General features: G+C 48.8%; 23 protein-coding genes. All 23 read left to right on the forward strand.

What is annotated here, in order from left to right; genetic code table 11:
* The first annotated feature begins 82 nt into the window (after positions 1–82).
* The 23 genes from spoVT (at position 83) to M1D71_RS00340 (ending at position 25,774) form a co-directional block, all read left to right on the forward strand.
* On the forward strand, positions 83–625 hold the full coding sequence (spoVT, locus tag M1D71_RS00230) for a stage V sporulation protein T (protein ID WP_036606123.1): 543 nt from the start codon (positions 83–85) through the stop codon (positions 623–625).
* 307 nt (positions 626–932) lie between these two features.
* Entirely contained in the window at positions 933–2,681 is a 1,749-nt protein-coding gene (locus tag M1D71_RS00235) for a putative polysaccharide biosynthesis protein (protein WP_458124808.1), read from the forward strand.
* Positions 2,682–2,830: 149 nt separating this feature from the next.
* On the forward strand, positions 2,831–4,324 hold the full coding sequence (gene yabN, locus M1D71_RS00240) for a bifunctional methyltransferase/pyrophosphohydrolase YabN (protein ID WP_458124809.1): 1,494 nt from the start codon (positions 2,831–2,833) through the stop codon (positions 4,322–4,324).
* 309 nt (positions 4,325–4,633) lie between these two features.
* Positions 4,634–4,906 carry an HU family DNA-binding protein gene (locus M1D71_RS00245; protein ID WP_017691362.1) on the forward strand — a complete coding sequence of 91 codons (273 nt, stop codon included), beginning with the start codon at positions 4,634–4,636 and terminating at the stop codon, positions 4,904–4,906.
* The gene (locus M1D71_RS00250; RefSeq protein WP_036606120.1) at positions 4,906–5,184 is read left to right on the forward strand and encodes an RNA-binding S4 domain-containing protein; all 279 of its coding nucleotides are present in this window, start codon (positions 4,906–4,908) and stop codon (positions 5,182–5,184) included. The genes M1D71_RS00245 and M1D71_RS00250 overlap by 1 nt, the downstream gene beginning before the upstream one ends.
* 175 nt (positions 5,185–5,359) lie before the next feature.
* Positions 5,360–5,644 (forward strand): sporulation protein YabP, encoded by a 285-nt coding sequence (gene yabP, locus M1D71_RS00255; protein ID WP_036606119.1) that lies wholly within the window; start codon positions 5,360–5,362, stop codon positions 5,642–5,644.
* Entirely contained in the window at positions 5,641–6,210 is a 570-nt protein-coding gene (gene yabQ, locus M1D71_RS00260) for a spore cortex biosynthesis protein YabQ (protein ID WP_458124810.1), read from the forward strand. The genes yabP and yabQ overlap by 4 nt, the downstream gene beginning before the upstream one ends.
* 12 nt (positions 6,211–6,222) lie before the next feature.
* A complete protein-coding gene (locus M1D71_RS00265; RefSeq protein ID WP_458124811.1) occupies positions 6,223–6,558 on the forward strand; it encodes an FtsB family cell division protein in 336 nt (111 codons plus the stop codon).
* A 197-nt stretch (positions 6,559–6,755) separates the two neighbouring features.
* Positions 6,756–7,286, forward strand: coding sequence for a S1 domain-containing RNA-binding protein (locus tag M1D71_RS00270; protein WP_017691357.1), 531 nt, complete (start codon positions 6,756–6,758; stop codon positions 7,284–7,286).
* Between the two features lie 474 nt (positions 7,287–7,760).
* Positions 7,761–10,268 (forward strand): stage II sporulation protein E, encoded by a 2,508-nt coding sequence (spoIIE, locus tag M1D71_RS00275; RefSeq protein WP_458124812.1) that lies wholly within the window; start codon positions 7,761–7,763, stop codon positions 10,266–10,268.
* Between the two features lie 85 nt (positions 10,269–10,353).
* The gene (locus tag M1D71_RS00280; protein WP_091018321.1) at positions 10,354–11,106 is read left to right on the forward strand and encodes a VWA domain-containing protein; all 753 of its coding nucleotides are present in this window, start codon (positions 10,354–10,356) and stop codon (positions 11,104–11,106) included.
* The gene (locus M1D71_RS00285; RefSeq protein ID WP_458124813.1) at positions 11,090–12,037 is read left to right on the forward strand and encodes a serine/threonine protein kinase; all 948 of its coding nucleotides are present in this window, start codon (positions 11,090–11,092) and stop codon (positions 12,035–12,037) included. Before M1D71_RS00280 ends, M1D71_RS00285 begins: the two co-directional genes overlap by 17 nt.
* A gap of 44 nt (positions 12,038–12,081) precedes the next feature.
* Entirely contained in the window at positions 12,082–13,521 is a 1,440-nt protein-coding gene (gene tilS / locus M1D71_RS00290; protein WP_458124814.1) for a tRNA lysidine(34) synthetase TilS, read from the forward strand.
* A 52-nt stretch (positions 13,522–13,573) separates the two neighbouring features.
* Positions 13,574–14,113, forward strand: coding sequence for a hypoxanthine phosphoribosyltransferase (hpt, locus tag M1D71_RS00295; RefSeq protein WP_458124815.1), 540 nt, complete (start codon positions 13,574–13,576; stop codon positions 14,111–14,113).
* Positions 14,114–14,213: 100 nt separating this feature from the next.
* Positions 14,214–16,259 (forward strand): ATP-dependent zinc metalloprotease FtsH, encoded by a 2,046-nt coding sequence (ftsH, locus tag M1D71_RS00300; RefSeq protein WP_458124816.1) that lies wholly within the window; start codon positions 14,214–14,216, stop codon positions 16,257–16,259.
* A 297-nt stretch (positions 16,260–16,556) separates the two neighbouring features.
* Positions 16,557–17,495, forward strand: coding sequence for a quinolinate synthase NadA (gene nadA / locus M1D71_RS00305; protein ID WP_458124817.1), 939 nt, complete (start codon positions 16,557–16,559; stop codon positions 17,493–17,495).
* 35 nt (positions 17,496–17,530) lie between these two features.
* Positions 17,531–19,156, forward strand: coding sequence for an L-aspartate oxidase (gene nadB, locus M1D71_RS00310; RefSeq protein ID WP_458124818.1), 1,626 nt, complete (start codon positions 17,531–17,533; stop codon positions 19,154–19,156).
* A complete protein-coding gene (gene nadC, locus M1D71_RS00315) occupies positions 19,153–20,019 on the forward strand; it encodes a carboxylating nicotinate-nucleotide diphosphorylase (RefSeq protein ID WP_458124819.1) in 867 nt (288 codons plus the stop codon). Before nadB ends, nadC begins: the two co-directional genes overlap by 4 nt.
* Positions 20,020–20,025: 6 nt before the next feature.
* Positions 20,026–20,796, forward strand: coding sequence for a type III pantothenate kinase (locus M1D71_RS00320; protein WP_458124820.1), 771 nt, complete (start codon positions 20,026–20,028; stop codon positions 20,794–20,796).
* A gap of 74 nt (positions 20,797–20,870) precedes the next feature.
* Positions 20,871–21,791: an Hsp33 family molecular chaperone HslO gene (gene hslO, locus M1D71_RS00325; RefSeq protein ID WP_458124821.1), complete on the forward strand. Its 921-nt coding sequence runs from the start codon at positions 20,871–20,873 to the stop codon at positions 21,789–21,791.
* Between the two features lie 23 nt (positions 21,792–21,814).
* On the forward strand, positions 21,815–22,765 hold the full coding sequence (locus M1D71_RS00330; RefSeq protein ID WP_458124822.1) for a peptidylprolyl isomerase: 951 nt from the start codon (positions 21,815–21,817) through the stop codon (positions 22,763–22,765).
* A 349-nt stretch (positions 22,766–23,114) separates the two neighbouring features.
* Positions 23,115–24,053: a cysteine synthase A gene (gene cysK / locus M1D71_RS00335; RefSeq protein ID WP_145326541.1), complete on the forward strand. Its 939-nt coding sequence runs from the start codon at positions 23,115–23,117 to the stop codon at positions 24,051–24,053.
* A 140-nt stretch (positions 24,054–24,193) separates the two neighbouring features.
* A complete protein-coding gene (locus tag M1D71_RS00340) occupies positions 24,194–25,774 on the forward strand; it encodes an anthranilate synthase component I family protein (protein WP_458124823.1) in 1,581 nt (526 codons plus the stop codon).
* Positions 25,775–25,803 lie beyond the last annotated feature (29 nt).

Below are 25,803 nucleotides of genomic sequence, written 5' to 3' on the forward strand. Positions count from 1 at the left end.
ACTAAACGTTCTGGGACTTTCCTCTACCCATTAAGGAACAGTAGTTGAAAAATCTTCTCGAGAAAGTGGGGCAACATGTGAAATGAAAGCTACTGGTATTGTCCGCCGTATAGATGACCTCGGTCGTGTGGTCATTCCAAAAGAAATCCGCCGTACGTTACGTATTCGTGAAGGTGATCCACTGGAAATTTTCGTGGACCGTGATGGAGAAGTTATCCTTAAAAAATATTCGCCAATTGGCGAGCTTGGCGATTTTGCCAAAGAATATGCAGAATCCCTGTATGAGAGTACAGGCCATGTAACGATGATCTCTGACCGGGATACCATTATCACGGTGGCAGGCGGCTCCAAGAAAGAATATTTGGACAAGCAGGTGGGTCAACTGTTGGAAGGTTGTATGGAAAACAGAAAGACCATTTTGGAAACAAACAATGGTTCTTATGAGCTTAGCAAAGATCATGACGAGACGTTATCCTCTTTTGTTATTGCACCGATTATCTCGGGTGGTGACCCCATCGGAACGGTTATCCTTTTCAATAAGGATGAATCGGTTAAGATGTCTCAGATGGAAGTGAAGATGTCTGAGACGGCTGCTGGTTTCCTTGGCAAGCAAATGGAACAATAGACCGCAGATCAACTCCTGGTGCCCTGTTTTGGGCATACGGGAGTTTTTGCATTTAAGGGATAAAGAAGTTGATCCGATGATTGTGATAGGGGAGGGTTAGTCTGTGCGCCTTCAGGCAGGTATAATAGCAAGGTATGCTTAAAATATGTGTTCAAAAAGAACATTTTCAGTACCGAAGAGATGGGATGAAGCTAGAAATGGAGTAGCGGAGCGTAGGCGAAACTACGTGAGCAACGGACATTTCGGCTGAATTCCATATTTAACCTCTTAAGGGATTAGAACGCAGGGATATACGCGGGAGGGACTTATGAAACAGCCGTCTACAGGCTCAAGGCTGCTGCAGGGTGCATTTGTACTTGGGCTTGCCGCCATTATCTCTAAAATTATTGGTGCTTTTCAGAAGATTCCGCTGCAGAATCTGGGGGGAGACGGTGTATTTGGTATCTACAATACCGTGTATCCGTTATACATGCTCATTATCACGCTTGCTGCTGCAGGACTGCCTCTTGCCGTATCCAAATTCGTAGCAGAACAGAACGCACTCGGAAGACCAGACGAGAGCAGAAGAATTATTCGACTATCTTCCCTGCTGCTCGGGGGAATTGGAATTATAATGGCGCTCTTGATGTATGCAGGAGCGCCGCTGATCGCTGATCTGATTGGCAATCAACATGTAGTGCCATCGATTCGTGCGGCTTCATGGGCTTTATTGTTTGTCCCGGTGATGACAGGGCTGCGTGGATATTTTCAGGGTTTGCAACAGATGGTACCGACAGCCGTATCGCAAGTGGTGGAGCAGACGATTCGTGTCACGGTCATGATTGTTCTGCTTTTGTGGTTGATGCGGCGAGATGCTTCGCTCGAAACCATTGCTGCTGGCGCCATGATGGGCTCCGTTGCCGGTGGAATGATTGGACTGCTAACCATGTTAGGGTATGTGGTCCGACATCGGCGGAAAGACAGGGAAGTGGTCACCGGGCAATTGAATTTAGAATGGAGCGGGAAAGGCCAAGAGGTTGGAGCAGACGGGCATGAGCGTCAGGAGCATAGGCCGGTTACGCCGCAGAAGAAAACTGTGAGTACTGTTAATCCCGCCCTGGGAGAACGGTCACGATCCAACAGCGAATGGATCAGGACGTTGCTTATGTATGCCATTCCGGTCTGTCTCGGATCGCTGGCCGTACCGCTGATGAATCTGGTGGATACCTTCACCGTGCCGCGGCTGTTGCGAGGAGAAGGACTGGATGAGATTCAGTCGATGGTTTCCTTCGGCATCTACAACCGTGGATTGCCGTTGGTTCAACTGGTGACGATGCTAGCCACGTCACTATCCGTGTTGTTTATTCCGGCGATGGCGGAAGCCCGGTTAAAGGGCGGTCCAGAAGCCGTCCGGCAGCAAGCAGGCCTCGCGCTGCGCTGGTTCTGGTTGATCGGCCTGGCGGCATCCGCGGGTCTCGCGGTGCTGGCGGAGCCGATTAACCGCATGCTGTACGGAGATGCCGCAGGCACCGAAGCACTACGGTACATGGCGCTGACGGCTGCGGGCAGCACCGTCAGCATTATTGCGGCGGCGCTGCTGCAAGGCCTCGGCGCCGTGCGCGCACCCGCGTTCAGCATGCTGGCCGCCGCAGGCGTCAAGGCGCTGCTGAACGTCATGCTTGTGCCGGCGCTGGGCATCAGCGGCGCGGCCCTGGCAGGAGCAGTCGCCTACATGCTGGCGGCTGGCCTGAATGTGGCGCTGCTGGCGCGACTTATCGCCCTGCGCCCTGCCCCTGGCGCCGTCCTGGCGAAGCCGGCGCTGGTGATCACCGCCATGAGTCTGGCGGCGGTAGGCACGGCCTGGGCCGTCGAAGCGGTGCTCGGCGGCATGGGTAGCGCGGCCGACAGCCGGCTGGCCGCGATGGGCGTGAGCCTGCTGGGCATTGCCGCAGGCTCGGCCGTGTTTTTGCTGGCGGCGGCCCGGACAGGGCTATTGACCGCCGCGGAGCTAGCGGCCGTGCCCAAGTTGGGGCCTCGCCTTGCCAAGCTGCTGCGCAGACTGCGTGTGCTGCGCTAGCTCCATGCTCACTGTGCTACTGCATGCAGCGCCGAGAATATGCAATTATAGGATATCGAATGATTCTGGTATAATACGTGTAATTAGTCCTGTTCAGGCACGATGAATCAGTGAGTCTGGACAGGATAGTCCGGATGGAGGTTTACGTAATGAGTGCAGCTTTAACCGTAGTGGGTCTTGGATCTGGAGATGCAGACCAACTGACCGTAGGTATTATCAAGAAAATGAAACATGCAGCTACGCTGTATGTACGTACCCTGGATCATCCCGTATTGAATGATCTGCAACAAGAGGGGCTGGAGATGACATCATTTGATGCCATCTATGAGGCGAAGTCCTCCTTTCCGGAAGTATACGATGAGATCGCGAACCAACTGATAGAAGCCGCTCGCAAGGGTGAGGCCGGAACGGAGATTGTGTACGCTGTACCCGGTCATCCGATGGTAGCAGAAGCAAGTGTACGCCTGCTCAAAGAACGTTGTCCGCAGATGGGTATTTCATTGCGTGTCATGGGTGGAGAGAGCTTCCTGGACGAAGCCTTTATCCGGCTTGGATTCGACCCGATTGAAGGTTTTCAACTCCTGGACGCCAGCAGCCTGAACACAGAACTGGTACAACCACAACTACATACGTTGATCGGACAAGTCTACGATGTGTTCACTGCTTCGGATGTGAAGCTGTGCCTGATGGAGGTCTACCCGGATGATTATCCGGTATTTGTTGGTCACGCGCTGGGTGTACAGGGCCAGGAGGTCATTCACAAGATTCCATTGCACGAACTGGACCGGATCGAAGGGTACGGCAATCTTTCACTGATCTATGTACCGAAGAACAACGATGAAGCCCTGCGTCGCCGTTCCTTTGCGCGTTTGCATGAGATCGTCAATATTCTTCGTAGTCCGGGTGGCTGTCCATGGGATCAGGAACAGACGCATCAATCCATTCGCAAAAACCTGATTGAAGAGACCTATGAAGTCATTGAGACAATCGACGAAGATGACCCCGACCATATGAAAGAAGAGCTGGGTGATCTGCTGCTGCAGATTTTATTGCATTCCCAGATGGAAGAAGAGGTTGGCACATTCAATGTGTATGATGTCATCGAAGGCTTGAACGATAAGCTGATTTTCCGTCATCCACACGTTTTTGGTGATCGTCAGGCAGAAGATGCGAATGAAGCTCTTCAGAACTGGGAACAGATGAAGGCAGAGGAGAAGAAGCGCAAGGGCCAGGATCAGGAGAAGGTTTCCGTGCTGGACGGCATACCGCGTGACTTGCCTGCATTGATGAAGGGATACAAGCTGCAGAAGAAAGCAGCCAAAGTGGGCTTTGACTGGGATGATGTTGAAGGTGTGTTTGCCAAGATCGAGGAAGAACTGGCGGAGTTGAAAGAAGCGGTGCAACAAGGTCAGTCTGCGGAAGAACGGAAGCTCGAACTGGGTGATTTATTATTCGCAGCCGCGAACGTCGCTAGATTCATCGATACAGACCCGGAAGAGGCACTCGCTGCGACAAACCGCAAGTTCGTTGGACGGTTTCAGTACATCGAGGAGCGTCTGCGCGAACAGGGGAGAACGCCAGCGGATAGTAATGTAGAAGAGATGGAGCAATTCTGGCAGGATGCGAAGAAGGCAGGATTATAACAGGTTCAATTTTCTGAGAAATGCCGGATAACCGTATTCCATTCATGCTATGCAGTGTGTTATGATATACGAACATGTGTTCATCTGTATAAACTGGGGTTGGTGTTTAGCGACGGATGGTTTCGGGTACTGGTCTTAGACTGTTGCTTGCGGACCATCGACAAAAAGCTAAAAAAAAGTCGCGGACCAAGGCAGGATTTCAGATACCAAGCCAGAATACATGTGTAGTAACCTAACGCGAAACCAGGGGCAATAACCTATTGCTCAGGCTAGCAGATACTTTTTTTTCAATTTGGGAGGCTTTTAAAAATGAACAAAACAGATCTGATTAACAACATTTCAACCAAAAGTGGTTTGACTAAAAAAGACGTTGAGTCCGTATTGAACGGCTTTTTGGGAGAAATTACAGATGCACTTGCCAGCGGAGACAAAGTACAATTGATCGGCTTTGGCACTTTTGAGACCCGCAAACGTTCCGGTCGTACCGGACGTAACCCACAAACAGGGAATGAAATCGTGATTCCTGAGTCCACTGTTCCTGCATTCAAAGCAGGTAACAAACTTAAAGAAGCCGTAAAATAATGCGTCTTGATAAATTCCTGAAGGTCTCCCGGTTAATCAAACGCCGTACTGTGGCCAAGGACGTCTCTGAACAGGGACGTGTTCTGGTGAACGGACGTGAAGCGAAGCCCAGTGCCGCTGTTAAAGTAGGCGATGAGCTGACGGTTCAGTTCGGTCAGAAACTGGTCACCGTGAAGGTGGAACGAATTGCCGAGAGCACCAAGAAGGATGAGGCGAGCAGCCTCTATACCTTGGTTAAGGAAGAGCCGATCGCCAAGGATAACGGGATGAACTGGTAACAGTACACCTGATATGATTGTATATTCATTCAATGCAAGTTGAATCGAAACGTCCTCCTGTAACCGGGAAGGGCGTTTTTGTTTTAGCGAGATAGCGGGTTATTTGTTCAATAACGCAGGTTCTATTCTAACCTCCACATCCATAAGCTAGGTGTAAGAAGGAGGGGTACATGCCATGGTTGAGCACGGTAAGGCCAAACAGCATCATCTGAGCATGCAGAATCGGAAACTGCTGGATCTGACGGGTGTCTCCAATGTGGAGAGCTTCGACAGTGAGGAATTTTTGCTGCAGACTGAACTTGGGCATCTGACTATCCGGGGGCACAATTTACATATCAAAAACCTGAGCCTGGAGGAAGGTCTGTTATCTATTGAAGGTACAGTAAGTTCGCTCCAATATCTGGACCCCGGTTCCCAGTCTAAAAACGGTAAAGGCCTGTTTGGCAAGATGTTCCGATGAGTCCGGATACTCAATGGATCACATTGATGTGGATGCTTACTTCGGGGGTCGTGATGGGGATGGCCTATGACAGTTACCGGGTACTGTCCGGACAGCTGCGGTTTCCGAGATGGAGCATCCACACGCTAGATCTGTTGTACTGGGTTGCTTCCGCGCTGTTCGTTTTTCGGATGCTATACGCCGGAAACCACGGACAGTTGCGGTTTTATGTCTTTTTGGGGCTGATTATAGGGGTTTGCTTCTATTTTTGGCTTTTAAGTGTTACAACCCAGCGTTTTGTGGTAATGTTAATTAAACTCGCAAGAACGCTGATTCATTGGTGTGGACATATCCTTAACATCCTGATCGTTATGCCGGCTAAGGGAATCTATAAGTTGATTCGCGTATTATTAGGTTTTGTAATTGCGATACTAATATTCCTGGGCAAGCTGGTGCTGCAATGTTTGGTACCTTTCGGCAAGTTACTCCGTTGGATGTTTAGGCCGCTCCTGAGACATTGGGTAACGCCGCATTGGATGATCCGTGTGGGTACAAGAATTGCAGCGATTTGGAAACGCTGGTTTTAAGGAGGTCCGATAATGGGTAAAACACCTGTGGGCAGATCTAAGGCTCCAACTAACCAAGGGAAATCTGCCGGCGCACGAAGGCGCCTCATGCTTTGGATGACGTTTATGATCGTATTTGTAGTATGGGCAGGATATACATTCCTTGTGCAGAATGCACAAATTTCGGACAAGAGTTCTCATCTGGCTACTCAGCAAGCTTCAAAGGAAGATACGTTGAAGAAGCTGGAGCAGTTGAAGTACGAAGTCAGCCGGTTGAATGACCCAGAATACATAGGACAGCTGGCACGAAAAAAAGGATATTATCTTCCTGAGGAAACGCCGATCCAGGTTGAAGAGTCAGGGAACTGATGGAATTCGGTCTATTACCGAGCTAGGTTTGTTTCCGTGTGTCTGAAGCCGTTAAACCGGAAAAAATAGGCTCTCTGATAGGGTAGTGTTCAGTTGACCTTGGTTTACGGCATAAGGTATAATTACATTAGCGCAGCATTGATTTTGGCATTCAAAAAATCGGGTTGTATATTTTTAAGGGAGGATCATTTTATTCTATGGCAATTGAAGTGGGCACCAAGTTAGAGGGCAAGGTGACAGGAATCACGCATTTTGGAGCATTTGTGGATCTGTCAGGAGGTGTCACGGGTCTCGTTCACATCTCGGAAATCGCCGACAATTACGTCAAAGATGTCAACGACCACCTGAAGCTGAATGACCTCGTTACAGTGAAGGTTATCAACGTTGACAAGGATGGCAAGATCGGACTTTCCATTAAGCAAGCTGTTGACAAACCGGTTGAGCAACAAACACAATCCAGACCCCCGAGAGCTCCTAGACCGGAACGCAGTGGAGGAGATCGCGAACGATTCAGCGGCGGAGGCCCAAGTGGTGGCCAAGGTCGTGGTGGCGGCGGCGGTGGATTTAACCGTGGTGACCGTGGAGGCCGTTCTTTCAAGCCCGCAGCAGGCAAACCTTCATTTGAGGATAAAATGTCGCGCTTCCTGAAAGATAGTGAAGAGCGGATCTCTTCGCTTAAAAAGAACACAGAAGGCAAACGCGGAGGCCGCGGAGCCAAGCGTGTGTAATCTGTCTCAACCTGATCTAAACATATAGTAAAACCGTTAGCCCATGGGCTAACGGTTTTTTTTGCGTTTACTTTTGCAGATGAGCGGTGGAATAGCTTTTCTTGTAAGGTGAAACTCCATATCCCCAGTTTTTCTGCACGGCAAAATGGAACGATAAGAACATTTGTCGTCTACCATTTTTTACCGACAGGTTTCCGTGGCATTCCACAGCTATCCTGCTCAAATGATGGCGAGGACATACTAACCCCGGTTCAAAATCAGACATTCCCCTTGTCGGAATCAAGTGTGAGAATGATTGAAACTGCAATAAGGCCGGGGGTTTCGCTCCACCGCGCCAGGCTCGTTTCTTTTGTCGTAAACTTTTTGGACCCTGCCCACCTATTCTGACAAACTACGTCTTCTAATCTATCTATAATCAGAACCATCGAGAACGAAACACGAAAATTCAAATTAATCGAATGGGGTGCCTTGAGGATGATGGAAAAGTGGAATGTCATTCAATTTCCGGGAATGAAAGCAGGCAAAGGAGGTACGGAAGCTCGGGAGGAGCTGTCGGTACGTCTGAAACAATGGCTTGGCTCCCGCAAGGCTGTCCAAATGGTTGCTTCCCGCAAATGGGTACTGTTACTTACGTTTATGGGGTTCCTGCTCGGAAAGGCCATGATTCTGAATGAATTATCGCCCTTTGCCATTGCCTACTTCGCTGTAATTGCATTCATGCGCAGGGATTACATCATACCGGTAGGAGCTGCTCTACTCGCAGGCAGTCTCTTTGCACCGTTTCCGGTACCTCTCATTGTCGCATCGGAGATCGCCATCTTCTATCTGCTCTTCCGGGGACTGGAGTCATATGATCGTGCTGAATTATCTTATGCGCCGATGATGGTTTTTACGACTACTTTTATGGTCAAGTTATTCGCCGTCGTGATCGGGCCATCCTTCAGTTGGTACGCCATGCTGATGCTCACGATGGATTCGGTATTAAGCTTCGTGCTCACCCTTGTTTTTATACAAGCCATACCGATCTTCACTTACCGCAAAAAAAAATTCAACCTAAAGAACGAGGAGATCCTCTGCCTAATCATATTACTCGCTTCCGTTATGACGGGAGCCGTAGGTTGGACAATTCAGTCTCTGTCCGTCGAGCATATGCTCTCCCGTTATCTTATTCTAATCTTTGCGCTGGTGGGCGGAGCCCCCCTCGGGGCCTCGGTTGGGGTGATTACCGGCTTAATTCTGAGCCTGGCTGACATGTCAGCGGTGTATCAGATGAGCCTGCTTGCTTTTGCCGGGATGCTGGCGGGTATGCTTCGAGAGGGCAAACGTGCGGGGGTTGCGTTGGGCATGCTATTGGGTTCGTCCATTCTATCCATATACTTGGGCGGTCCAGGTGATGTGATGAACTCATTATGGGAGACGTGTGCAGCTATCGTACTATTCATGTTGACACCTAAGAGCTTGCTGACGGCGATATCCAAGTATGTGCCAGGTACGCAGGATCACACGAAGTCTCAGCATGAATATGCCAAACGGATAAGGGATATCACGGCAGAGCGGGTAACTCGGTTCTCGCAGGTATTCCGTCAATTGTCACGCAGCTTCGATCAGATGTCCGGTGCGGGGGAGCCGGTACAGAAAGAAGGTGGAATGGATCATTTCATGAATGCGGTTGCCGAGGGCACGTGTGCAAGCTGCTTCAAGCGTACGCAATGCTGGGATGCGAAGTTTATTCAAACCTACAAATATATGACGGACGTGATGAGTACGATTGAGGGGAACCCGGAGATATCAGGCAAGCAGATTCCAGTGGAATGGAACAGGGTGTGTGCGAAACCGGAAGAGGTCCTTGAAGTCATGCGTGCCCAGTATGGGTTGCATCAACATAACATGCAATGGAAGCGTCAGATTATAGATAGTCGACAGCTCGTTGCAGAGCAGTTGTCTGGCGTATCTCAGGTTATGGAGGACCTGGCGAAAGAGATTCAACGGGAAAGTGATGAGATGGTGCAGCAGGAGGAGCAGATCAGGGACGCATTAGAGTCACTGGGCCTATCCATTCATTCCATTGAGATTATCAATCTGGAAGCGGGTAATGTGGAAATTGAGATTGTACATGCATATACACGGGGATTCGATGAGTGCCGGAAAATGATAGCTCCGCTGATCTCGGATGTATTGGACGAGCATATTGCCGTTTTGCATGAGACCATGACAGACCCTCGTCAGGGACTGGCGACCGTCACGTTTGGTTCAGCCAAAACCTTCGAGGTCACCACGGGTGTTGCTGCTGCTGCAAAAGGGGGAGATGTGATGTCAGGGGACAGCTTCAGCACGGTTGAGTTAGGCAATGGCACGTTTGCGGTGGCGCTTAGTGATGGAATGGGCAATGGGGAACGGGCACGAATGGAGAGCAGTGCAGCTCTGAATATACTGGAACAGTTACTACAGTCCGGCATGGACGAGAAACTGGCGATCAAATCCGTGAACTCCGTCCTGATGTTGCGATCACCTGAAGAGATGTATGCCACAGTGGATATGGCGCTAATTGATGAATATACGGCAGAGACAACGTTTATGAAAATTGGATCAACGCCAAGCTTTATCAAACGAGGACAGGAGGTTATTCAAGTTTCAGCCAGTAATTTGCCGATCGGTATTATTAAGGATATTGAAGTGGATCTGGTGACGGTACAGCTTCAGCCGGGGGACATTCTCATTATGATGACGGATGGTATCTACGATGCACCGGGGTATGCGGTGAACAAGGAGTTATGGATGAAACGGCTCATTCAAGAGATTGATACAGATGATCCGCAAGAGTTGGCCGATTGCCTGCTTGAGAGTGTCATAAGATATCAACAGCATGAAATTTTGGATGATATGACTGTCGTTGTTGGAAAAGTAGAGCATTTCCGCCCTGAATGGGCCACACTGCGTGTGCCTGGCATCAACCGGATGGAGCGTCCACGGACCGTCAGTTAATTGCATATTCTTCTGTTTGAAGTCTCTTCATTCTGGCAATGCTAGTCATAGAGTTGGAGAGTAACGAATAACGGAGGGATATCGGATGAAGCAAATCTTGTTGATCACCGACGGTTGTTCCAATGTAGGACCAAGTCCGGTGCTGGCAGCGGCCGAAGCGCAGGAAGAAGGGATCACGGTTAATGTGGTTGGCGTGATTGATTATGGAACCATTGGTGAGCTGGGTAGCCGGGAGATTGAGGACATTGCCAGAGCCGGAGGTGGAATTAGCCAAATTGTAGGTACACGGCAGCTTGCCCATACCATGCAGATGATGACAAGGAAAACGGTGGTTCAGACGATTCAGCAGGCGGTTAATAGAGAGTTAACACAAATTTTGGGAGAGAAGGAGCCCAAAACGGTAACTGATCTGGAACCCGCACAACGCGCCCGGGTCGTGGAAGTGATGGATGATATGGCTGAAACTACAGCGTTACAGGTTATATTGCTGATTGACGTCAGTGCCAGCATGAAGCCCAAACTAGCTGCAGTAGAAGAAGGCATTCGCGATTTAATGCTAAGTTTGCAGGCGCGTATAGGTCAGAGCAAGCTTTCGGTATTTCATTTTCCAGGAAGACACAGTGGCGAAGATGCGGTAATGGATATTGACTGGACAACGGATCCAGGCCGTGTTCGGTCCCTGTTTGGACGATTGCAGATGAAGGGTGCAACACCGACAGGTCCTGCAATTCAGAAGGTGATTGATTTTTACCGTTATGGTACACTGGAGAAACAGCAGGAAATAGAAGGGAACTATCGCATTGAAAGAGAAGGGATGCTCGGTGACAACGTTGTCTGACGCCTCTTTCCCGCCAGGAACAGTGGTTACAGGGAAATGGAATCGCAGTCGTTACACGATTCGGAAGCTACTGGGCAAAGGAGCCAATGGCATCGTTTTTCTAGTCCAACGGGGTGAAAATGGCAAACACTACGCGCTTAAAATGGGATTTGATCCGGTTGATCTGCAATCGGAAGTCAATGTGCTCAAATCTTTTCAACTACAGCGTAATCATGAGGCCCTTCGGCAGAGCGGCATTCCTTCCTATCTTAAAGATGTGGATGATTATGCCGTTCGTGGCCGGGATATTCCCTTTTATGTGATGCGTTACGTTCGAGGTGAGGCTCTTCATCACTTCATTCGGCGTCAGGGGACAGACTGGACACTTTTGGTGGGACTTAGACTCTTGCAGAAGCTGGCACAGCTGCATCAGGCGGGATGGGTGTTCGGTGATCTCAAGCCTCAGAATGTGCTGGTATCTGACTATGGGCATGTGGAATTGATCGACTACGGCGGAGTTACGTCAATTGGTCGAAGCGTCAAGCAGTTCACCGAATGGTATGATCGGGGCTTTTGGAATGCAGGCAGCCGAACAGCAGACGGTACCTATGATGTATTTGCTTTTGCATTATTGTTGATTCATGTACTTGAAGCAGACGCGCTCAAGGCACTGGCAGCAGAAGGGTTACCGCAACTGCGAAGTGTGAATCAGCTCGTAGCGCTGGTGGAGCGTAGTGAACGACTTGGTCCTTTTCGCAATTGGACAATCCAGGCCTTACGAGGTCAATTTCCTGATGCAGGCCATGCAGCACAAGGGTGGAAGGAAATGATGGCACGCCCCACGCCTCTTCGCCGTCGTTCCAAAAGTACAACACCGCGCTGGCTTAAGAACGCATTCGCTGTATCTGTGATATTACTTATTGGGGTGCTCATCTATGCACTACGTTTCTAATCTGAGAGAGTGCATATACATAACGCAAGGAATGAGGAACAGGTATGGAGGCTTTACGCTGGAACATGCTGGTGAATAACGTGCTGGATGCAGCGGAAGAGCATCAGTTATGGGTTCCCGGGGATCGGATTGTCGTCGCAGTATCGGGCGGGCCGGACTCGGTGGCTTTTTTGCATATCATGCACGAGATCAGCACGCGGCATGTGCCGCTTGAATTGATATGTGCCCACGTGCATCATGGCTTCCGGAGTGAATCTGATGATGAAGCGGAGAAAATGATGGAACTGGCACAGCAGCTTGGGATTGCTTTTGAATGGATCAAGGCTGACGTTCCTTCATATATGGAGCTGACGGGTCAAGGACCACAGGAAGCGGCCCGCAACAAGCGATATGCCTTTTTGCACGAAGTGGCTTCCAAATATAATGCGGCAAGCATCGCTTTGGCACATCATGCGGATGATCAGGCAGAGACGGTCATGCTTCATCTGCTTCGTGGAACCGGCTTATCGGGACTCGCAGGAATGAAGTTTAAAAGACGTGAAAAAAATGTGGAACTTATTCGTCCATGCCTTCGTATAAACAAGACAGACCTTGTAGAAGCTTGTAATACCCAGGGTTTTATGTATTTCAATGATGAGAGCAATTCCCTGCGTAAATATCGGCGTAATGCCATTCGCTTGGATGTGCTTCCTTTTTTGGGGCAGTATAATGGACAACTCACGCCGTCATTGAATCGGCTTGCCGAAATTGTGGGTGATGAAGACGATTTCATGGAGCAGAGTGCATATGACACATACAGGTGTCTTGTGCAGGTGAACGGCGGAAGGCAAACCTTTGAGGTGCCTTCCTTCTTGAAGTTACATGTCGCTTTACAACGAAGGTTGATTAAACTAATATTGAATTATCTGCCTTTGGACAGTGATTTTGTCGACTTTACCCGTATAGAAACCATTCGTCGCAAGGTCATGGAGACCCATGTGACGACCTGGAGCCTGGATATAGGACAGACACTCGCCTGCACTCGGGAGTATAATCTGATTTCTTTTGGCATACGGACGGACGTACAGGATCAATCTTACGAGTATCGTCTTGCGCAATGGAGTGGAACTTATGAGCTTTCACTCACCGAGATTAACCGGTATATTCGGTTGATGCCGGTGAGTCCCGAGGACTATCATGTACCAGAATCGGCGAATCAAGCCGCGTTTGATGCGGATCAACTGCTTATGCCGCTGGTTGTGCGTTCACGTTTACCTGGAGATACCATGAAAGTAATGGGATTAAACGGAAGCAAAAAGGTGAAAAATATTTTCATCGATGAGAAAATCCCCCCATCTGTCCGTCCACGTATTCCTGTGGTATGTGATGGAGCAGGTCATATCATCTGGTTACCGGGTGTTCGACGGTCCAATGTGGCTCCTGTCAGGGAGGGCACTTCCGCAATCCTGTACATGACTGTAGGCGATTCAGCGATTCAGGGGTAGTGGTTATGGTTCAGGTAAGGCTTTCATAGTATAACTTAGGAGGTTCGCACAGTTGCAGAACGACATTCAGGAAGTATTGATCAGTGAAGAAGAAATTCAGAGTAAAGTCAAGGAATTAGGCGCAACACTAAGTGCCGAATATGCAAACCGCAATCCTTTGGTCATTTGTGTGCTCAAGGGTGCGTTTATATTTATGGCTGATTTGGTTAAAAACATAACGGTACCTGTTGAAATGGATTTTATGGCGGTATCCAGTTATGGCGCTTCCACCAAGTCATCAGGTGTTGTCAAAATCATTAAGGATCTGGATGTATCCGTTGAAGGACGGGAAGTTCTGATTGTCGAAGATATTATCGACAGCGGACTTACACTCAGCTATCTGATTGAACTGCTAGAGAACCGTGGTGCCGAATCGGTGCGTGTGGTTACGCTGTTCGACAAGCCTTCAGGCCGTAAAGTGGAGTTGGAAGCTCATTACACAGGCTTTGACATTCCTGACGCATTCATCGTAGGTTACGGTTTGGATTTTGCCGAGAAGTACCGGAACCTGCCCTATATCGGGATTTTGAAGCCGGAAGTCTACACTAGCTAATATCCTGCCCGACCCAAGCCTTGAGCTGTTCTTGGCTTCTGTTGAGAAGCCATGTCGGGCTATGTTAAAATAATTAAAGTGTCTCGAGAGGAGGTAGGGGATGAATCGGTTCATCCGGAATTCTGGTTTTTATTTGATTCTTTTTTTAGTTGTGGTGGGGATAGTCCAGTTCGTCAGCAATGGCGGCGAAGCCACCGATAATCCTAGATATGATCAGTTGCGTGCAGCGATCAAAGCCAACAATGTCTCTGAATTGACGGTTCAATTCAACGGTCAAACGTATCTCGTGACCGGTCAATACAAGAAGGCACCTGATGGCGCCAAATCAGAAAATTTCTCAACGTATATTCCTCCTACGGATGAGGCAATTAGTGAGCTTGTAGCTGCAAGTGAAACTAACAATTTCCAATATCATCAGGAGCCGATGAAAGGTGACAGCATCTGGTTGACGTTGCTGACTTCCTTTATTCCTTTGATCATTATGTTCCTGCTGTTCTTCTTCCTGTTTAATCAGGCTCAAGGCGGCGGCGGTAAAGTAATGAACTTTGGTAAAAGCCGTGCTCGTCTCTACAACGAAGAGAAGAAGCGGGTTACATTTGAAGACGTTGCGGGTGCTGACGAAGAGAAACAGGAACTTGTTGAGGTTGTAGACTTCCTCAAGGACCCTCGTAAGTTCGCAGCAGTAGGTGCACGGATTCCTAAGGGCGTATTACTCGTAGGGCCTCCAGGTACCGGTAAAACATTGCTCGCTCGTGCCGTAGCCGGTGAAGCGGGTGTACCATTCTTCACTATTTCAGGTTCTGACTTCGTGGAAATGTTTGTCGGTGTCGGTGCATCACGTGTACGTGATTTGTTTGAAAATGCGAAGAAAAATGCGCCATGTATCATCTTTATCGATGAGATTGATGCTGTAGGACGTCAGCGTGGTGCTGGTCTCGGTGGTGGTCACGATGAACGTGAACAGACACTCAACCAATTGCTCGTTGAGATGGACGGATTCGGAGTTAACGAAGGTATTATCATCATAGCCGCAACGAACCGGGCAGATATTTTGGACCCTGCCTTGCTGCGTCCTGGACGTTTTGACCGTCAAATTACGGTTGATCGCCCTGATGTAAGAGGTCGTGAAGCTGTCCTGAAAGTACATTCCCGTAATAAACCACTGACCAAAGATGTGAAGATGGATATTATCGCGAAGCGTACAACAGGTTTCTCTGGTGCGGATTTGGAGAATCTCTTGAACGAAGCGGCATTGCTTGCAGCACGTCGTAACCGTAAAGATATTTCCATGAAGGAAGTTGACGAAGCGATTGACCGTGTCATCGTTGGTACGGAGAAGAAAAGCCGTGTCATCAGTGATCGTGAGAAACGAATCGTTGCTTATCATGAAGCAGGTCATACCATCGTAGGATACTTCCTGGAACATGCTGATATGGTACATAAAGTGACCATTATTCCGCGCGGACGTGCGGGTGGATATGTAATCATGTTGCCAAAAGAAGACCGTATGCTGGTTACCAAGCAGGAATTGCTGGATAAAGTAACCGGACTTCTCGGGGGTCGTGTAGCTGAAGAATTGTTCATCGGAGAAATTGGTACTGGTGCATACAGTGACTTCCAGCAAGCGACAGGTATTGTTCGCAGCATGGTTATGGAGTACGGTATGAGTGAGAAATTGGGACCTATGCAATTCGGAAGTTCACAAGGACAGGTATTCCTTGGTCGGGATATCGGCCATGAACAGAATTACTCGGATTCCATTGCTTATGAGATTGATCAGGAAATGCAACGCTTTATCAATGACTGTTATGAGAAGTGTAAGGACTTGCTTGTTAAACATTCAAAAGAGATGCATCTGATCGCTCAGACTTTGCTTGAGGTTGAGACTCTGGAAATGGATCAGATCAAACAATTGATCGAAACAGGTTCTTTGACTCCAAAAGCAGAGAATGACAATGACGGTGAAGATACGCCAACTGAAGGCGGAGAGCCCATCATTGACAACATCGGTGATGTGCGTGTCCGTATTCAAGGTAAAGATGAAACGCCTGAGCCACCAGCCGGAGATATTCCGAACGAAGCTCCGAATCTGGAAAAGGGTAATAACAATAACCCGGATGATGGCGGAACGAAGCCAACGTCTTAATGCATAATACATCTGGCTATACTAGCAGGTGAAATCAAGAGAGCCCTCGGGCTCTCTTTTTTTGTCCATTATTTTAAAGAGGATAGATAAAGATAAACGGGAGTTAGATGGCGAACCAGTTAGCAAACGGGTGGTTACGGCGTTGTTCTGGGCCTTTTTCATTTATTGACAGAGTCATGAACGTTGTGTAAATTAGTTGTTAAACCGCTTGTGATTCGTTTCTCAAGCGAAGATAACGACTAGGTTGGCCCTACGAAACAGCGCATGACGCTGTCCCGATAAAGGAGAGGATCACAGGTGGAAGCTCTGGCTTTAGAGCGCAAGGCTGAGATGAACCGCGAACTGCGTGCGCGGCTGATGGAATTGAAGAAGGAACGTAATGCCATTATTCTTGCCCATTATTATCAACGTGACGAGGTACAGGAGGTTGCTGACTTCCGTGGAGATTCGTTTCTATTAGCCCAGAAGGCAGCACAAACCGATGCAGATGTGATCGTTTTCTGTGGTGTTCACTTTATGGGTGAAAGCGCTAAAATTCTGGCGCCGAACAAAACAGTTATTATCCCGGACGAACGTGCGGGTTGCCCAATGGCAGATATGGTGAATGTGGATGGACTTCGCAAATTGAAGGCACAACACCCTAATGCCAAGGTTGTCACTTATATCAACTCCTCGGCTGAGATCAAGGCAGAGACCGATATCTGTTGTACATCGGCGAATGCAGTTCGGGTTATTCAATCGGTAGATTCCGACGAAATTATCTGGGTACCGGATAAAAACTTGGGACATTACGTCCAGCAGCATACAGACAAGAAAATGATTATCTGGGAAGGCTACTGCAACACTCACGACATGCTCACAGTCAAAGATGTAGTGGAGATGAGAGCCAAGCATCCGAATGCAGAGTTTGTTGTCCATCCAGAGTGCCGTCCCGAGGTTGTAGAGATGGGTGATTTTGTAGGCAGTACAACAGCCATCTTGGAGTATTGCAAAAATTCATCAGCGAAGGAATATATCGTAGGTACGGAAGATGGTACAGGATATCAACTTCGCTTGGATAGTCCGGATAAACAGTTTCATTTTGCTACCAAATTCCTCGTATGTCCTAACATGAAGGTCAACAACTTGAAGAAACTGGTTAAATGCCTGGAAACGATGAAGCCGCAGATCTATGTGCCACCGGCCGTTGCCGACAAAGCCAGAGAATCACTAGAGCGTATGTTATTGGTGAAGTAGGATGCGCTACTCTTGCTCCAAGACAGGTGAATAACATGATACCGCAATATTTAGTTGATTTTGATCTATCTGCGCTACCCACGGTAGAAACGGATGTACTGGTTATAGGCTCAGGGATTGCTGGTTTGTTTACCGCTATTAAAGCAAGTGAACAACAACGTGTATTAATGATCACGAAGAAGTCATTACTTGAAAGTAACACCCGGTATGCGCAGGGAGGCATCGCTGCGGTTATTGCTGAAGATGATTCACCTGCTTACCACTTGCAGGACACACTTGTTGCAGGAGCGGGCTTATGCCGCTCCGAGGCGGTAGAGGTATTGGTGAATGAGGGGCCGGACGGTGTGAAGGAACTGATTCGTTTAGGTACGTTGTTTGACCTGGAGAACGGCGAGTTGGCGTTGACGCAGGAAGGTGCGCACAGCCACCGCCGTATTTTGCATGCCAACGGGGATGCAACGGGATATGAGATTGTACGTGCGCTTGCAGTCGAAGTGAATGAACATCCCGGAATTGAAGTATGGGATGAGCATTTTGTGATTGATCTGATTACGGATCGAGATCGAGGGGAATGCATCGGCGCTCTGATTCAGAAGGACGATGGATTGCAAGTTTTCGTGAAGGCACAGGCAACTGTTCTCTGCTCTGGTGGGGCAGGACAACTGTATCGATATACGACGAATCCGGATGTAGCTACTGCCGATGGTGTAGCAATGGCCTATCGGGCTGGGGCTATCGTTCGTGACATGGAATTTATTCAATTTCACCCTACCTCTCTTTGTTACCCGGGGGCCCCACGTTTCCTTGTGTCAGAAGCCGTGCGCGGTGAGGGAGCATTTTTGCGCAATGTGAAGGGTGAACGCTTCATGGATCGATATCATGCCCAGCTTGAACTGGCACCACGCGATATTGTGGCACGAGCGATTGTTAGTGAGATGGAGTCTACCAACAGCACCTTTGTGTACCTGGATATTACGCATGAACAGCCAGAGATGATCAAGCATCGGTTCCCTACCATATATGAGACTTGTATGCGTTATGGATTAGATATGACAACGGATTGGATTCCCGTTGCACCTGCTGCTCATTACATGATGGGCGGAGTGAAAACGGATCTAAGTGGAGAGAGCAGCATCCCCCGGTTATTTGCTTGTGGAGAGGTATCGTCCACAGGAGTGCATGGAGCTAACCGTCTGGCAAGCAACTCTTTGTCTGAAGCAATTGTATTTGGCCGGAGAATTGTAGATCGCATTCAATCTCTTCCTCCGCTTGGTTCATTAAGAGGGAATACCTCTTCTTCTGTGGACATGAGTAGCAAGATGAGCAAAGAGCAAAGGCCGATATCCGAAAGACGCTTACGACTACAGAAAATGATGGTTCGTCAGGTAGGCTTGCGCCGGAATGGTGAGAATCTGCAGAAGGCCATGGACAAGCTGCACCAGGAATTGCAGTTTTTTGATCAGACACTCACCCATAAGGAAGAGATGGAGTACGCCAACCTTCTGACCTGTGCCTGGTTAGTTACCAGCGGAGCATTGCACCGCGAGGAGAGTCGGGGGGCTCACTATCGTGAGGATTTCCCGGCACGTGATGATGTCGTATGGCAGAAGCATAGTCTGCAGCAGCGAGAACAAGCGATTGTGGAGGAATTGATGTCATGATACGAAATGGATATAATGATGGGCTTATCGAATCAATCAGAAACTGGCTTCGTGAAGATGTCGGTGCAGGTGACGTTACAACGAGTGTGACGATTCCAGCAGGCAATCAGTCCAAGGCCATTATACATGCCAAGGACAATGGCATTATAGCAGGAATGACCGTAGCCGAACTCGTATTTCAGGTAGTCGATCCCGAACTTGTATTTACGCCAAAGGTAATAGACGGAGACAAGGTTACGCATGGCACGACTCTAGCCGAGGTAGAGGGAAGTACACATTCACTGCTTACAGGTGAACGACTGGCACTCAATTTGCTGCAACGTATGTCGGGAATTGCTACTCGCACGCGTGCCTATGTGGATGTACTGGATGGCCTGGAAACAAGGTTGGTGGATACACGCAAAACAACGCCGGGTCACCGGTTACTTGAGAAGTATGCGGTACGTATAGGTGGAGGAGCGAATCATCGGTTTGGACTGTACGATGCTGTTATGATTAAGGATAACCACATCAAGGGTGCAGGCGGAATTACCGAAGCAGTGCAACGTGCACGAACAGTTATTCCACACACGATGACGATTGAAGTGGAGACTGAAAATCTGGAGCAGGTGAGAGAAGCCTTGCAAGCCAGGGCAGATATCATTATGCTGGATAACATGCATCCAGATCGGATGCGTGAAGCAGTAGAACTCATTCGTGAGCAGGCTCCACATGTGAAGATAGAAGCATCAGGTAACGTCTCCCTCAAGACCATTCGTGGTATTGCAGAGAGCGGTGTGGATGTAATTTCGGTTGGCAGGTTAACCTATTCTTTTGAGAGCCTGGATATCAGCCTGGATTTAAATGAAAAGAAAGAGGGGTGAACCTCTTTGATTTTAGTTGTAGACGTGGGGAACAGCAATATGGTGCTCGGCGTATATCAAGGCCGGGAGTTGCTGCACCACTTTCGTCTGAGTACATCACGTCAGTCAACAGTGGATGAATACGGCGTATTGATTTATAATTTATTTCATATGTCCGGCATCAGGGCAAGCGACATCGAAGGTGTAATCATCTCATCTGTGGTTCCGCCACTGGTGAATGTAATCGAATCGATGTGTGAAAAATATGTAGGCAAAAAACCGCTACTTGTTGGGCCTGGTATCAAAACCGGCCTGAACCTGCGATACGAAAATCCGCGTGAAGTGGGTGCAGATCGCATTGTTAATGCAGTAGCAGCCGTTGAGAAGTATGGCGGCCCTCTCGTCGTGGTCGATTTCGGTACTGCAACGACCTTTGACTGTATTGACGAGAAAGGTCATTACCTGGGGGGAGCTATTGTACCTGGCATTCACATTGCCACCGAAGCGCTCTATGAGCGGGCATCCAAGTTACCTCGTATTGAACTGGAGAAACCCAAGAAGGTGATTGGTCGTAATACTATTCATGCGATGCAAGCGGGCATTATATTTGGCTATGCAGGGCAGGTAGATGGTATTGTAGAGCGTATTCGCGAAGAAATGGGAGCCAGGCCCAGAGTTATTGCAACGGGTGGTCTCGCTACACTGATTGCAGAAGAAACCCGTAGTATAGAGGAAGTTGATCCGCTGCTTACGCTTGAAGGGCTGCGTATTATATATGAGCGGAACCGGGAAAGGTGAGCTTAGAGACGGCATACAGCGGGCTGAGATTACAGCTTAAGTGTTGTGCCGTTTTTTCTGTGTTACGGACTATAATGGCGATACGCCAAAGGAGGCTGAATGACTTGGAAAACAACAACAAGCATGACCGGTTAATTCGTGGTACAGCAATGAATGGAAAGGTAAGGGCCTTTGCTGTCCAGACTACGGAACTGGTTGAGGAACTACGCAGAAGACACGATACGTTTCCCACGGCTACAGCTGCCATGGGGCGTACGGTTACAACAGCAGCTATTATGGGTGCGATGCTCAAAGGTGATGAAAAGCTAACGATACAAGTCAATGGGGATGGTCCAATTGGACAGATCGTAGCCGATGCCAATGCCAAAGGCGAGGTTCGGGGGTATGTTTCTAATCCACACGTACATCTGCCAAGCAATAGTATGGGCAAACTGGATGTTGCAGGCGCGGTTGGAACCGAAGGCTTCATTAACATAACCAAGGATTTGGGACTGAAAGAGCCATACCGTGGCAGTGTGCCCATTATTTCAGGAGAACTTGGCGAAGACTTTACGTACTATTTTGCCCAATCGGAGCAGACACCTTCTGCTGTAGGGGTAGGTGTACTCGTCGATACGGATAATTCCGTTATTGTCGCAGGTGGATTCATTATGCAACTGTTGCCGGGTTTGACAGATCAAGAGATCACGGCGATCGAAAATGCCATTGGCGCGTTGCCGCCAGTGACAACGTTGCTGGATCAGGGGCTTGAGCTGGAAGAGTTGCTTCGCCGGTTACTGCCAGATGTACAGGTAATGGAAGGATTGGATATTCAATTCAGCTGTGAGTGTTCACGTGAGCGGGTAGAGAAGACGCTGATCAGCCTGGGCCAAACGGAGATGGAGCAATTAATTGAAGAAGAGGGCCGAGCTGAAGTGGTTTGCCAATTCTGTAATGAAGCTTACGAATTTAACAAAGAACAACTTGAGACCATCCTAGAGCAAGCCAAGAACTGATCTATGCGGGGACGGGATGCGGAATGACAAGACAGGAAAAAGGGTTGTGGACGGCCGTAATTGTCTTGACACTGGGCATGCTGGTCATGGGTACAGTGATGGCCATGCATGGTCTCAGACAGGGTAAAGACGAGACAGATGCATCCCATGATGCCAATACGGAAGAAGGAAGCACCGTAGCGACAATCAACGGAGAAGTCATCACGGACAAGGAGTGGACCGACGCGCTGAAAAAACGTTACGGCAGTGAGTTGTTACTCCAGATGCTGAATCGTAAAGCTGTATATGCCGAAGCAATTGAACGCAAGCTGATCGTCACCCCCCAAGAGATCGCAAGGGAACTGGCTGCCGCGATGGAGGGGTACGATTCAGAAAAATCGTATTTTGATGAAATGAAGTCCCAATTAGGTCTGTCAAAAAAGGAGCTTGAGTTGGAAGCCGGATACAGGCTGCTGCTTGAGAAAATCGCCACGATCGGCATACAGATCAAAGATGCAGATATTGAGCATTACTGGACCGAACACCGTGAGGATTACATTTCTCCTGAGAAATATGATTTGTCCATCATCGTAGTAGAGGAAGAAGAGGAAGCGAATTCCTTACTGGATGCGTTGGAAAATGGTGAAGACTTTGAAGAAGCTGCTCGCAGGCTATCGACAGACAGCTTCTCTCGTGAAGCTGGTGGGAGGCTGGGATGGATTGAGCGGAATGATCCATTCCAGCCTGAAGAAATTCTTCAACTCGCTGCGGAACTGGATGTTGACGATATTGCCGGTCCAGTTCAAGTAGAGGAAGGCTATGCGATTATCAGACTCAATGATATAGAAGAACGCCAAGTGCAGTCGGCTGAAGAAGTTCATGAGGAGATTCGAATGCAGCTGGCTCTGAGTCAGGCTGATCCGTTACCGCAGGTGGAGCAAATGCTGCGTAACAAGTATGAAGCCGTGATCCTGTCCGAGATTCCTGCCTCCTGAATTCCATTCGCAAGGATTGTCTCGTACTGCTGCATCTTGATAAAAGTACTCTGTCTGCGGTCCTAGGGCTTAAGGCAGAGTATTTTTTTTGAGTACTCATATTGACAATAAGGGTTAACGTTGATAAGATGAAAATAATCAAATACCTACTCGTTTACTCGGATATAAAAGATTTACTTATGAACAAAGAAACTTTCGGAAACCTCCGCCCTGTCTAGAAATCTTAGCAGTAAGGGATAGGATATAACAGGATTTCCGCAGTTCTTCTATAACATCCAGAGGCTATCGGCCGCACAGTATAAAGTAACAGGACTTAAGTATTACTCATCCCACTAAGGAGGGCATTCATATGGCTAAAGTAGTTAATAACGTAACAGAACTCATCGGAGGTACTCCGCTTGTTCGTCTGAATCGTATTGTACCTGAAGGCAGTGCTGAAATACTCGTGAAGCTGGAGTACCAGAATCCAGGTTCAAGCGTGAAAGACCGTATCGCAATTAGTATTGTGGAAGAAGCGGAAAAAGAAGGCAAGCTGAAACCAGGTGATACCATTATCGAAGCAACAAGTGGTAACACGGGAATTGGACTCGCGATGGTGGCTGCAGCCAAAGGCTACAAGTCTGTTATTGTAATGCCTGAGACGATGAGCTTGGAGCGTCGTAACTTGCTTCGTGCGTATGGTGCTGAGCTTGTGCTTACACCGGGAGCCGAAGGTATGAATGGTGCTGTTAAGAAAGCCGAAGAATTGCTGAAGGAAAACCCATCCTATTTCATGGCAGAGCAATTTAAAAATAAAGCCAACGTGAAGATCCACCGTGAAACGACTGGCCCTGAGATTGTTGACGCGATTCAATCCGTGGGCGGTACGTTGGATGCTTTCGTTGCAGGAATTGGTACAGGCGGAACAATCACAGGTACAGGCGAAGTGCTGAAAGAAGCTTTCCCTGGCGTTAAAATTGTTGCAGTTGAGCCAGCAGCTTCGCCAATTCTGGCGGGTGGCAAACCAGGCCCTCATAAGATTCAGGGAATTGGTGCCAACTTTATCCCTGAGATTCTGGATCAGGAAATCTATGATGAGATCATTCACATTGAGAATGATGATGCATTCGAGACTGCTCGTCAGGTAGCGAAGGAAGAGGGCATTCTGTCCGGGATCTCTTCCGGTGCAGCGATCCGCGCAGGTCTTCAGGTTGCAAAACAGCTGGGAGCAGGCAAACGTGTTGTTGTAATCGTGCCAAGTAACGGTGAACGTTACCTCAGTACACCGCTTTACAACTTCGAAGCCTAAGCCTACGAATGTCAAAATTAATCCTCCTTGCCCGCATGACGGGTATGGAGGATTTTTGGCGTAATGCTTTTAAAAGGGGCGGCGCTTTAGTATACTATCAGACAATAGAACTAGCGACAGATGGAGGGCGGCACACCGCAATGACACACCTGATGACTACATACGCCGACTGGCTGGAGTGGGCTGGACAAGGCTGGACCATGATGCCCTATATCACCAAGTCGGATGAGGGACCGTATCATGGCGGTTTACCGTTATCGTGGGAGGCAGCCTGGCAGCAGGCGTCACCATATGCAATTGTGCTGGAGAATGGCAAAGGCGGGAGATATACATTTCTGGGACTAGACCCCGTATCCGTTATTTCGGGTAAAGGTCAAGAAGCGGTTATTCATCATGTGACGCAAGGAACCACTTCGACAGACAGCGGCAAGCCGCTTGACGTATTGAAGAGATGGACAGACCCTTACAGCGCACCCAAGGTTACTGGAGCTCCTGACTTTGGAGGTGGATACGCAGGTTATCTCAGCTACGATGTAGCGAGATCGTTGGAGAAGCTTCCAGCCTTGGCTGAAGATAATCCGTCTCTACCGGATTATTGGTGGATGCACTTTGAAGAAATATGGGCGTACGACCATGAGCAGCAGGCGCTTTTCTGCATGGTTCATCTGGCTATAGAGCCTAACCGGAACGAAACCGATATCCGTAGCCTATATGCAGCGGCAGAAGCACGAGCGACAGCGATGCAGCAACGTTGGCTTCATATTATGGGATTCGCACAGGCCGAGGAACAGCAGCAGGCACTGGAACGTCGCAATAAGCGGGTCAATCGCACCCCGCAGCCTGAAGATGCGGAAAGAGAATCCGAAGGATGGGAGACCTCCTTTCCCCAGAAGGACTTTGAACAATCTGTACGCACGGTGCAGGAATATATCAGGCAGGGTGATGTGTTCCAGGTGAATCTGTCCTTGAGACAGGAAAAGCGGCTTCATTCGAGCGCTGAGCATATTTATGAATGGCTGCGCCTGGTGAATCCATCACCGTATATGGGGATGCTGCGCAGTCCCGATTTTCAACTGGTAAGCGGATCTCCCGAACTACTGGTGAAAGTGGAGAATGGCAAGGTCAGTGCACGTCCCATCGCAGGGACCCGAAGAAGGGGCCGTGACGAAGCAGAGGATAAGGCTATGGCGGATGAACTGCTGGGCAGTGAGAAGGAACGAGCGGAGCATATTATGCTCGTCGATCTTGAACGTAACGATATCGGACGGGTTGCAGCCTACGGTTCGGTTCATGTGCCTGAATTAATGACCATCGAGAAGTATTCCCATGTCATGCATCTCGTTTCCCAAGTGGAAGGCAGGCTGGCAGAAGGGTTATCGGTATTTGATGTGATCGCTGCGACATTCCCGGGTGGGACGATTACAGGAGCGCCCAAAGTCCGCACCATGGAGATTATCGAGGAGCTTGAGCCTGTTCGGCGTGGACCTTATACGGGTTCCATCGGTTGGATGGATTATAGCGGGAATATGGAATTGAACATTGTCATTCGTACGCTTGCCATCAAGGATGGCATTGGCTATGTACAGGCCGGTGCAGGGATTGTCATTGATTCCGATCCATATCGGGAATACAAGGAATGCCGTAACAAAGCAAGAGCGATGATGAGAGCTGTGAACTACAGCGAGGAAGCGGAAGCGAACAGAGCTGTTAAACTAAATTAAAATGAAGCAACCGTCACTTGCGTTGACGG

The sequence above is a fragment of the Paenibacillus sp. Z3-2 genome, assembly GCF_054161325.1.

Bases quoted from the DNA above. Each gene is read 5' to 3' on its own strand.
- nadC (WP_458124819.1), top strand. From the start codon at position 19,153: ATGATACGAAATGGATATAATGATGGGCTTATCGAATCAATCAGAAAC.
- yabN (WP_458124809.1), top strand. From the start codon at position 2,831: ATGAGTGCAGCTTTAACCGTAGTGGGTCTTGGATCTGGAGATGCAGAC.
- tilS (WP_458124814.1), top strand. From the start codon at position 12,082: ATGGAGGCTTTACGCTGGAACATGCTGGTGAATAACGTGCTGGATGCA.
- yabQ (WP_458124810.1), top strand. From the start codon at position 5,641: ATGAGTCCGGATACTCAATGGATCACATTGATGTGGATGCTTACTTCG.
- M1D71_RS00280 (WP_091018321.1), top strand. From the start codon at position 10,354: ATGAAGCAAATCTTGTTGATCACCGACGGTTGTTCCAATGTAGGACCA.
- ftsH (WP_458124816.1), top strand. From the start codon at position 14,214: ATGAATCGGTTCATCCGGAATTCTGGTTTTTATTTGATTCTTTTTTTA.
- hslO (WP_458124821.1), top strand. From the start codon at position 20,871: ATGGCGATACGCCAAAGGAGGCTGAATGACTTGGAAAACAACAACAAG.
- M1D71_RS00245 (WP_017691362.1), top strand. From the start codon at position 4,634: ATGAACAAAACAGATCTGATTAACAACATTTCAACCAAAAGTGGTTTG.
- M1D71_RS00265 (WP_458124811.1), top strand. From the start codon at position 6,223: ATGGGTAAAACACCTGTGGGCAGATCTAAGGCTCCAACTAACCAAGGG.
- M1D71_RS00235 (WP_458124808.1), top strand. From the start codon at position 933: ATGAAACAGCCGTCTACAGGCTCAAGGCTGCTGCAGGGTGCATTTGTA.
- M1D71_RS00340 (WP_458124823.1), top strand. From the start codon at position 24,194: ATGACACACCTGATGACTACATACGCCGACTGGCTGGAGTGGGCTGGA.
- M1D71_RS00330 (WP_458124822.1), top strand. From the start codon at position 21,815: ATGACAAGACAGGAAAAAGGGTTGTGGACGGCCGTAATTGTCTTGACA.
- M1D71_RS00270 (WP_017691357.1), top strand. From the start codon at position 6,756: ATGGCAATTGAAGTGGGCACCAAGTTAGAGGGCAAGGTGACAGGAATC.
- nadB (WP_458124818.1), top strand. From the start codon at position 17,531: ATGATACCGCAATATTTAGTTGATTTTGATCTATCTGCGCTACCCACG.
- spoVT (WP_036606123.1), top strand. From the start codon at position 83: ATGAAAGCTACTGGTATTGTCCGCCGTATAGATGACCTCGGTCGTGTG.
- cysK (WP_145326541.1), top strand. From the start codon at position 23,115: ATGGCTAAAGTAGTTAATAACGTAACAGAACTCATCGGAGGTACTCCG.
- yabP (WP_036606119.1), top strand. From the start codon at position 5,360: ATGGTTGAGCACGGTAAGGCCAAACAGCATCATCTGAGCATGCAGAAT.
- M1D71_RS00250 (WP_036606120.1), top strand. From the start codon at position 4,906: ATGCGTCTTGATAAATTCCTGAAGGTCTCCCGGTTAATCAAACGCCGT.
- spoIIE (WP_458124812.1), top strand. From the start codon at position 7,761: ATGATGGAAAAGTGGAATGTCATTCAATTTCCGGGAATGAAAGCAGGC.